At 38.8% G+C, this 10,142-nt stretch carries 6 protein-coding genes and 1 other annotated feature; of the genes, 5 read left to right on the top strand and 1 reads right to left on the bottom strand.

The genetic code is table 11. The features are described from left to right. The first annotated feature begins 147 nt into the window (after positions 1-147). The 4 genes from LRP84_RS19940 to LRP84_RS19925 all read left to right on the top strand — a co-directional run bounded on the left by LRP84_RS19940 (position 148) and on the right by LRP84_RS19925 (position 6,149). Entirely contained in the window at positions 148-1,635 is a 1,488-nt protein-coding gene (locus LRP84_RS19940; RefSeq protein ID WP_230576678.1) for a CoA-acylating methylmalonate-semialdehyde dehydrogenase, read from the top strand. Next, the gene (locus LRP84_RS19935) at positions 1,622-2,962 is read left to right on the top strand and encodes an aspartate aminotransferase family protein (RefSeq protein WP_230576677.1); all 1,341 of its coding nucleotides are present in this window, start codon (positions 1,622-1,624) and stop codon (positions 2,960-2,962) included. Before LRP84_RS19940 ends, LRP84_RS19935 begins: the two co-directional genes overlap by 14 nt. 288 nt (positions 2,963-3,250) lie before the next feature. Next, positions 3,251-4,867, top strand: coding sequence for an amidohydrolase (locus LRP84_RS19930; protein WP_230576676.1), 1,617 nt, complete (start codon positions 3,251-3,253; stop codon positions 4,865-4,867). 424 nt (positions 4,868-5,291) lie between these two features. Further along, positions 5,292-6,149: a nucleoside-diphosphate kinase gene (locus tag LRP84_RS19925; protein WP_230576675.1), complete on the top strand. Its 858-nt coding sequence runs from the start codon at positions 5,292-5,294 to the stop codon at positions 6,147-6,149. Positions 6,150-6,187: 38 nt separating this feature from the next. On the opposite strand, the gene LRP84_RS19920 is transcribed toward LRP84_RS19925, so the two are convergent. After that, positions 6,188-6,424, bottom strand: a complete 237-nt coding sequence (locus LRP84_RS19920; RefSeq protein WP_230576674.1) for a hypothetical protein — start codon at positions 6,422-6,424, stop codon at positions 6,188-6,190. 261 nt (positions 6,425-6,685) lie between these two features. Beyond that, positions 6,686-6,927, top strand: a binding site (T-box leader). A 54-nt stretch (positions 6,928-6,981) separates the two neighbouring features. Here LRP84_RS19920 and ileS point away from each other — a divergent pair. Further along, positions 6,982-10,086, top strand: a complete 3,105-nt coding sequence (ileS, locus tag LRP84_RS19915; protein ID WP_230576673.1) for an isoleucine--tRNA ligase — start codon at positions 6,982-6,984, stop codon at positions 10,084-10,086. The last annotated feature ends 56 nt before the right edge of the window (positions 10,087-10,142 follow it).

Genomic DNA, 10,142 nt, shown 5'->3' with positions numbered 1-10,142 from the left:
GGACGATTTGTAAATAAATATATTGGTTATCACCAAAATGTAGTGATTTTTTTACAAATAAATTTACATACTGTCTACTGAATACGCTTTCTTGTTCAGATATAATAAACGCATAGGATCGTTATTTCAAAACAGGAGGTTTTCACTATGGTAGCAACTAACATTGTACAAACGTTAAAAAACTACATTGGTGGACAGTGGATAGAATCTACAAGTAAACAGGTTGAAGAAGTCCCAAATCCAGCAACGGGAGAGGTCATTGCTCGTGTACCGCTTTCGGCTAGAGAAGATTTAGATAGAGCTGTCGCAACCGCTAAAGAAGCCTTTAAAACATGGAGAAAAGTTGCTGTGCCTCGACGGGCTCGTATTCTATTTCGCTACCAACAGTTATTAGTTGAAAACTGGGAGGAATTAGCCCGACTTATTACTCTAGAGAACGGAAAAAGTTATAGAGAAGCATACGGTGAAGTGCAACGGGGGATTGAATGTGTTGAATTCGCTGCAGGTGTACCTACTTTAATGATGGGAGAACAACTTCCTGATATTGCTACTGGTATTGAGTCAGGGATGTATCGTTATCCAATCGGAGTAATCGGGGGAATAACGCCTTTTAATTTCCCGATGATGGTTCCATGCTGGATGTTTCCACTCGCGATTGCATGCGGAAACACGTTTATATTAAAACCATCTGAAAGAACACCATTGTTGGCTAATCGCTTAGCTGAACTGTTTCAAGAAGCAGGTCTACCAGATGGCGTATTAAATATTGTGCATGGTGCACATGATGTGGTTAATGGCATTCTTGAAAATAAGGATGTGAAGGCAGTATCCTTCGTTGGTTCTCAACCTGTGGCTGAGTATGTATACAAAACAGCAGCAGCAAACGGCAAACGCGTACAAGCGCTTGCAGGGGCAAAAAATCATTCGATTGTCATGCAGGATGCGGATTTAGAAAACGCTGTAAGCAATATTATCGGTGCTGCATTTGGATCTGCAGGCGAACGTTGTATGGCAGCTTCAGTTGTCGTTGCAGTTGGAGACGTTGCGGATGAATTAATCAGTCGACTCAAACAAGCTGCTGATGAAATTAAAATAGGAAATGGTATGGATGAAGGGGTGTTCCTTGGACCGGTCATTCGTGAGTCGCATAAAAAGCGTACAATTCATTACATTGAATTAGGTGAAAAGGAGGGTGCTTCTCTTATTCGGGATGGAAGAAAAGATGCAGAGAATGAAAAAGGATACTTTGTTGGTCCTACGATCTTTGATCACGTCCAACCTGAAATGAAAATTTGGCAAGATGAAATTTTTGCTCCTGTGTTATCGATTGTTCGGGCAAAAACTTTAGAGGAAGCAATTGAACTTACAAATAAGTCTGAGTTTGCAAATGGCGCATGTTTGTATACTGACAGTGCGAGTGCGATCCGTGAATTTCGTGAAGAAATTGATGCCGGAATGCTAGGTGTCAATCTCGGAGTTCCTGCTCCAATGGCGTTCTTTCCATTCTCAGGCTATAAAAATTCTTTCTATGGTGACCTGCACGCAAATGGAAAAGATGGTGTTGAATTTTACACAAGAAAAAAAATGTTAACGGCTCAGTATGAAAGGAAGGAGAATAACTATGCAAAAAGTTGATCAACGACAAGATTTTGTAAAAAAAGATGAGCAATACATTTGGCATGCAATGCGTCGTTATAATGCAGCTGTTCCTTCAATGATTGTTACAGATGCAAAAGGGTCGAAAGTAACTGATATTGAAGGGAATTGTTATTTAGATGGCATGTCTGGTTTATGGAGTGTAAATGTTGGATATGGCCGCAAAGAGCTTGCGGAAGCAGCTTACCAACAGCTTTTAGATGTTCCATATTTTCCATTATCCCAAAGTCACTTACCAGCTATTCAATTAGCAGAGAAGTTAAATGAATGGCTTGGTGATGAATACGTCATTTTCTTCTCCAATAGTGGTTCTGAAGCAAATGAAACAGCGTTTAAAATTGCCCGCCAGTATCATCAGCAGTCCGGTGAACACAATCGCTATAAATTTATTTCACGTTATCGCGCTTACCACGGTAATTCAATGGGAGCTCTTGCTGCAACGGGGCAAGCACAGCGTAAGTATAAATATGAACCGTTAGGACAAGGCTTTTTACATGTCACACCACCTGATTCTTATCGTCATACCAAAGAAGAAAACCTTAAGTTTGCCGAAGAAATTGATCGCGTCATTACGTGGGAATTAAAAGAAACAGTTGCTGGAGTCATTATGGAGCCGATTATTAGCGGCGGCGGTGTACTTATGCCACCTGAAGACTATATGAAGAAGGTAAAAGCAATCTGTGAAAAGCATGGTGTACTTCTTATTGTGGATGAAGTAATTTGCGGCTTTGGTAGAACAGGAGAAAAATTTGGGTTTATGCATTATGATGTGAAACCGGACATTGTCACAATGGCAAAAGGACTAACAAGTTCTTATCTTCCATTATCAGCAACCGCTGTAAGAAAAGACATTTATGAAGCGTTTAAAGGGACGGAAGAATATGATCACCTTCGTCATGTCAATACATTTGGCGGACACCCAGCGAGCTGTGCAGTTGCACTGAAGAATCTTGAGATTATGGAACGGGAAGGACTCATTGAAAATGCAAGGGTTTTAGGTGACCGTTTCCTTGAAGAATTATCAGAACTAAGAAACTATCCGTATGTCGGCGATGTACGGGGCAGGGGGTTTTTAATAGGGATTGAGCTCGTCGAAGATAAAGAAACGAAACAGCCTGCAGATATAAAGAAAGTTAATACTGTGATTGAAGCTTGCAAAAAGCAAGGATTGATCATTGGTAAAAACGGTGATACGGTTGCAGGATATAACAATGTACTCATGCTTGCACCACCGTTAAACATTACAGAAAAAGACTTTGAATTTATCGTTAAAACAATAAAAAAAGCAGTAGCGGAACTTGAATAGGTTTAACCTAAATTAATAAGACGATAAAAAAACTTCGAAATGTTACAATGTAAACAAGTACATTTATCAGAAATGCACTTGTTTACATTCTTTATTCTGAATTTTCTTAATTAAAAATTAAATTTATCGTGGTATCAATCTTGCGTGTTGAAGAAAAAAGAGAAGAAGAATTTGAATCGTATAGGTAACTAACAAATGTCAGAAGTAGACCAAATTGATTCATGAAGAGGGTGCTGTGAAGTTGAAGAAAACTCATATTTTAGGAATTCTTCCGAAGGAGGATTTAAAATGGCAGATTGTGTATTTTTAAACGGTGAAGTAATTACAGTCGATGAGAAAAACAGAATTTTGGAAGCGGTTGCAGTGAAGGAGAACCGAATTATTGCGGTTGGTACAAACGAGGAAATAAAGAATTTTATTCATGACGACACGCATGTCATAAATTTGGAAGGAAAGAGTTTACTGCCTGGTTTCATTGATTCCCATTTGCATATGGCGGTTATTGGAACGAATAAGCTCGGTATTGATTTCAAAGAGATGCATTTGACATCTTTGGGTGATCTTTTGGAAAAGGGGAAAGCAGAGGCGGAACGGACACCTAAAGGAAAGTGGATTCGGGCATGGGGATTTAATGAAAATATAATTGAAGAAAAGCGTTTTCCTACGAGATGGGAGCTTGACGAGATTTCCAGGGAGCATCCGATTATCGTTGGACGTACTTGCGGTCACATTTCTGTAGTAAACAGTAAAGCACTTGAATTGGCTGGTTTATCCAAAAATACCCCTGATCCAGAGGGCGGAATCATCGGACGGGATAAAAACGGTGATCTTAACGGACTGTTATATGAAACTGCTCATATGAGCATGTATGCACTCGCGCAATTTTTCGAAGAGGAACTAATCAAGGGGCTTACTCTAGCTAGTAATGAGTTTGTTAAATTAGGAATAACTAGTATTCATGATGCCGGCTCATACGGTGCTCCCGTCTTCAGAGCGATGCAGAAAGCTATTGCTTCCGGGGTTGTGAAGACACGGATTTATGCCATGATCTGTGAACTGAACCATCCTGAAAATTACATTAAAAAAATGATAGATGCTGGTATTTTGTCAGGGATGGGTAACGAGTGGTTTCGAATCGGTCCTGCAAAGGTATTTACGGACGGTGCCAGCACCGGTCCGACAATTGCAACAAGGGAACCTTACACAAGTAATCCAAATGATTGCGGAATTCTCTACTATAGTCAGGAGCAATTGGATGAGATATTGGGAGAAGCACACGAAAAAGGGTTTCAAATTACGGCACATGCACAGGGAGATCGAGCGATTGATATGTTGCTTACTTGCATGGAACGTGCGCTGGAAAAGCATCCGCGGTCAAATCACCGGCATCGAATTGAACATGCGGGGGTGGCGATGCCGGACTTGCTTATCCGCATGAAAAAGCTTGGAGTAGTTCCTATTCCTAATCCTGGGTTCTTCTATGAATTTGGGGAAGGGTATATAAAAGACTATGGTGAGCGAGTAAATCATATGTATCCCCTTCGTGATTATATTGATGCTGGTATCATTGCTGCAGCTGCTTCCGATAGCCCGGTTATCATGCCAAATCCACTTCTTGGTATTCATGCCGCGGTTAACCGCTTGAGTTCATCGGGACAGGAGGTTGGAGCCAATCAGCGTGTTAGCATTTTGGAAGCAATCAAACTCTTTACCTGGAATGGTGCGTACGCAAGTTTTGAGGAAACGATGAAAGGCAGCATCGAAGTAGGGAAACTTGCAGACTTGGTTGTTCTAGATAAACCGATTCTAAACGTTCCTCACGAACAGATTAAGGACATACAGGTTGAACTGACAATGGTAGACGGTGAAATTGTGTTTCAGCATTCCACTTCCTTAATCGGATAACGTATAACTTTATCCCGCTATTTTGGAGCAGTAAGACCCCTATCTCAAGATTCAGAGAGAAGCAAGGAAGATAGGTGGGGAATAACTGCTGGCATACGCCTGATTGGGCGGGCCTTCCATCAATGGGAATGAAGAAAATCCCCACTGATGGAAGTTTTACTTTATCATGAAAGAATGAGTATCACCTTTAACAGGTGGTACTTTTTTAATTTAAGTGATTGAGAGAAGATAAGTATATTCGTTTTCCAAAAACAGGTATAAAATTAAATATCGGTAAATTGTTCGGACATATCGAAAATCTAAAAGAGGTACGTGTTTCTCCTGCTTACGGGAAGTTTAAAGTGGCGGGAGTTTTCATGTTCGCATAAGCAACTTTCCGTTTCTGCCATATAGTATTACATAGGGTGGAAGGGGGATATAGATATTGAATTGGGACAACTTAGGATTCGTAATATGTAAACCAGACGCGGTATACTTAAATTTAGAACGAGAAATTCTATCATTTTTAGAGAGAAAAGGGTTTCAAATTCTTGCCTGCAAATATGTGACGATTACACCACATTTATGCCGGCGTTTATATTGGGATGAAAATAAGGATTATGCTGAGTGGTGGTGGGAATTAGAATCCGAATTCTTGAACTTAGGAGAAAGTTTATGTGTGTTGGTTAAAGGGACACCACAACCGCCGTATAAATCAGTTTCCGAGCTGATTGAAAAAACGTGGAAGGGAAACTTCAAGCCTGAAAAAGCAAAGAAAGGAACCATACGATGTACGTTTGGGGCATTGAATGGGATATTTAATTTATTTCACTCTGCAGATTGTACAAACGCAGTGAAAAGGGAAGCGTCATTGTTTTTTACAGCGGAAGAGATAGAACAATTAGCATATCAAGAGGCTTTAAGTGTACTTAAGCAAAAAGAAGTAGGCAATCTTGATGTTATAGATATATATTTTCGTATCAAACGGCAATGTATACGAGTTTCATCCATGCATACGAAAGTAAAGAAAAGATATATAAGTTATCTTGATAAGAAACAACGTCAGACCATGAGAGTAAACAGGTCAATGAAGCAGCTTTGGTTGTATAAAACTTTGCAGGAGGAATATCGGATGTTTTACATGTACATTGGCAAAGACAAATTACTAGAGTGTATAACTAACAACAAAAATTTTAAAAGAATAAACTACAATATACTATTTCAAGCGTTCGATAAAGCCGGTTTAAAACTTACAAAATGGGAAACCTGTTTGTTTAAAACGACAATGCTAAGTTTTACATAAAAACCTTCAGTATATTGAAGGTTTTTATGTTGACGTGATTATTCATGAAAAAATCCTAAAGCATATTTTACTCCTTCATGAATATCAGTTGTTTCGTATCCTGCTAATTCTTCAAAGGTAATTTTCATCTTTACGTTTTCTAATTCGTAACCGCTGTCTAAATCAATATCCAATAGAACTTCATATCCATCAGGAGTAACATTTGTTTCGATGATGTTAAAAGTTTGAATTGCTGTACCTGTTTCATAATCGATTGGTTCAAAAAAATCTGACATAAAAATACCACCTCTTCATTTTTAAACTTAATACTTTAGATATAAGTTACTCAATAGTTTCCCATATAATAAAACATCTGTGATCCTTTCAATAGCTTAACCACGCTAGCTTCTGATATTCATGAAGCATTCTTAGATATACATTTAGAATAAAAAAGTGCGGTAAAGACAAACATTAAGTGTATAAATATAATTCGAGAAGTTTTTTCTGAATTCATTGACAAGTGATAGTGCGTTGGAATAAAATGTTAATAAAAGTATACAAATCTGATGACGAGAACAAGTAAAATATATCACTGTTCCCCAGAGAGCCGGTGCTTTGCTGAAAGCCGGTGTTCGGTGTATGTTTGAAAATCATCTCTGAGGATTCGAACTGAACATAGTAAGTTCGAACGGTTGTCTACCGTTACAAGGAACGCGTATGATTGTACGTTGCTGAGTGCTATTGATGAACGATTAATCAATAGAAGTAGGGTGGTAGCGCGGGTAAACCCGTCCCTAATGATAGGGACGGGTTTTTTGTGTACTTTTAATTATTTCAAAAGGAGTGATTGTAGATGAAGAAGGTAGATGTGAAAGAGTTAGCTGTAAGGAGAGAAGCGCGAATTCGTAAGCAATGGAATGAACAGGATACCTTTATGCAATCGATTCGAAATCGTGAAGGTGCACAATCTTTTGTTTTTTATGAAGGACCGCCAACTGCGAATGGTCTTCCGCATGTCGGTCATGCACTAGGACGGACAATTAAGGACTTGGTCGCAAGGTATAAAACGATGACGGGATATAAAGTGCTGCGTAAGGCTGGTTGGGATACACATGGATTACCGGTGGAATTAGGAGTTGAAAAACAGCTTGGTATTTCTGGTAAACATGATATTGAAAAGTACGGTGTCGAAGCCTTTCTTGCAAAATGTAAAGAAAGTGTATTTACGTATGAAAAGCAGTGGCGTGAATTTACAGAGAGTATCGGCTACTGGGTTGACATGGATGCACCGTATATCACGCTAGATAATTCTTATATCGAAAGCGTTTGGCATATTCTTGGAACAATTCATGAAAAAGGATTGCTATATAAAGGACACCGCGTTTCTCCTTATTGTCCAAGTTGTCAAACATCATTAAGTTCTCATGAAGTCGCGCAAGGATATAAAACAGTAAAGGATTTAAGTGCAATAGTTAAATTTCAGCTTGCAGATCGGGAAAACGAGTATGTTCTTGGATGGACAACAACTCCGTGGACGCTTCCGGCTAATGTAGCATTAGCTGTTCATCCAGAGATGGAATATGTTCGAGCGCAGCAGGGAGAAAATATTTATATTGTTGCAAAAGAGTTAGCGAAAAATGTACTGCAGCAAGAGTATAAAATGTTATCTGTTCACAAGGGAAGTGAGTTAATAGGACTTTCTTATGTACCACCATTTCAGTTTACAGAAGTTACAAATGGTCATTATGTTGTAAGTGCTGATTTTGTAACTGCACATAGCGGTACAGGGATTGTGCATATCGCGCCTGCTTACGGGGGAGATGATTATAAAGTTGTCCAAGAACACGGTTTATCATTTGTGAATGTTGTGAATGAGAAAGGAGAATACACATCTGATGTTCCTTTTTTACAAGGGAAATTTGTAAAAGAGAGTGATGTTGATATTGTTCGCTATTTAGCTGAACATGGTCTTCTTTATCATAAAGAGAAATATGAGCATAGTTATCCACATTGTTGGCGCTGTGATTCACCGCTATTGTATTACGCAAATGAAAGTTGGTTCATTCGAACAACTGCTTTAAAAGAGCAGTTTTTACAAAATAATAATGAAGTAACATGGCACCCAGAGCACATTCAACATGGACGGTTCGGTAACTTTTTAGAAAACATGGTTGATTGGAATATCAGCCGAAAACGATATTGGGGTACACCGCTTAATGTGTGGGAATGCGAAGCTTGTCATCATCAATTTGCACCGAAAAGCATTGATGAGCTAAGACGTTGTGCAACTGACGCTGTAGATGAAAAAATTGAACTGCATAAGCCATATGTGGATGAAGTAAAAGTAAAATGTTCGAAATGCGGCGAAACGATGAAGCGGACGCCGGAAGTTATTGACGTTTGGTTTGATAGCGGTTCGATGCCATTTGCACAGTATCATTATCCATTTGAAAATAAAGAGTTATTTGAAGAACAATTTCCAGCAGATGTTATTGCGGAAGGAATTGATCAGACGCGCGGGTGGTTTTATAGTTTACTTGCGGTGTCTACACTGTACACCGGTAGAGCACCATATAAGCGTGTATTATCACTTGGTCATGTGTTAGATGAAAACGGACAAAAGATGTCAAAAAGTAAAGGGAATGCGTTAGACCCAATAGATTTAGTAGAGAAATTTGGAGCGGATGCGTTGCGGTGGGCACTTCTTGTAGATAGTGCCCCGTGGAATCCGAAGCGATTTTCAGAACGAACTGTACAAGAAGCAAAGTCGAAGCTAGTAGATACGTTGTTAAATGTATATAGTTTTTATGTATTGTACGCGGATTTAGATGGATACAATCCAAAACAGGAATATAGTACAAAGAAAACGAAATTGGATGAATGGGTATTATCAAGATTGCATAGTACAATTCAAAAAGTGAGCGTGGCTTTAGAAGATTATCAATTTACAACAGCAGCTCGTGAAATAGCATTATTAGTTGAAGAAGTAAGCAATTGGTATGTAAGACGTTCCCGCAGTCGTTTTTGGGCATCTGGTATGAATGCTGAAAAAGCAGCAGCATACGATACGCTTCACGAAGTACTTGTTATAACCAGTAAGCTGCTTGCACCGTTTACACCATTTTTAGCAGAAGATATTCATTTGAATTTGGAAGGAAGCAGCGTTCATTTAACAGATTATCCAGTATTTGATGAAGCGTTAATTCATACACAGCTTGAAAAAGAGATGGCAGCTGTTTTACAAGTAGTTGAGCTCGGACGTAGCATCCGCAATGAACATACATTAAAAGTAAAACAGCCATTAGCAAAACTCGTTGTATTTGAGCATACGAAGCAAGAAATGGATTGGGATTCCTATAAAGAGATTGTAATGGATGAACTTAATGTGAAAGAAGTTACAGTCGAACATAGCGAAGCGGGTTATATGTCATATCGGTTAAAACTAAACTTTAAACAAGCAGGACCGAAATTCGGAAAGAAAATGAATACGGTAAATAATTGGCTGCAAAATTTATCTAGTGAAGAAGTAAAAGTGTTTATAAAGGATGAAAAGGGAGCATGTCAATTGTTGTCTGGAGAAGTTGTCACAGTAACATTAGATGATGTGTTTGTCGAAAAAGTGCCGAAAGCAGGATTTGCTGATGCTACGAACGGATTATATACTGTCATGATGAACACGAATGTAACGGATGAATTGCTGCAGGAGGGAATGGCGCGAGAATTTATTCGCGCTGTACAGGAATATCGAAAACAATTGAACTTACCGGTAAATTTGCGGGTAGACATTGAAGTTAATGGTGACGAAGAATTACAGTATGTAATAACGAAGTATAAAGCAATACTACAAGAAAATTTACTCATGAAACAACTACTATTTAATGAATCATTACAAAATGCAGAACAAGTTCAAGTAGGAAATAAGAAGGTATTGATTAATCTGAGAGCGAACGAAATATAAAGCGAAACTAACAATCAGTGGGGGTCTTAATGTCCATTAATGCGGGATAAAATAAG

Origin of the sequence: Bacillus rhizoplanae (genome assembly GCF_917563915.1) — a bacterium.
Lineage (GTDB): Bacteria > Bacillota > Bacilli > Bacillales > Bacillaceae_G > Bacillus_A > Bacillus_A rhizoplanae.
Note: the sequence above shows the minus strand (reverse complement) of the source record. Positions and strands in the feature narration are given on the sequence as shown.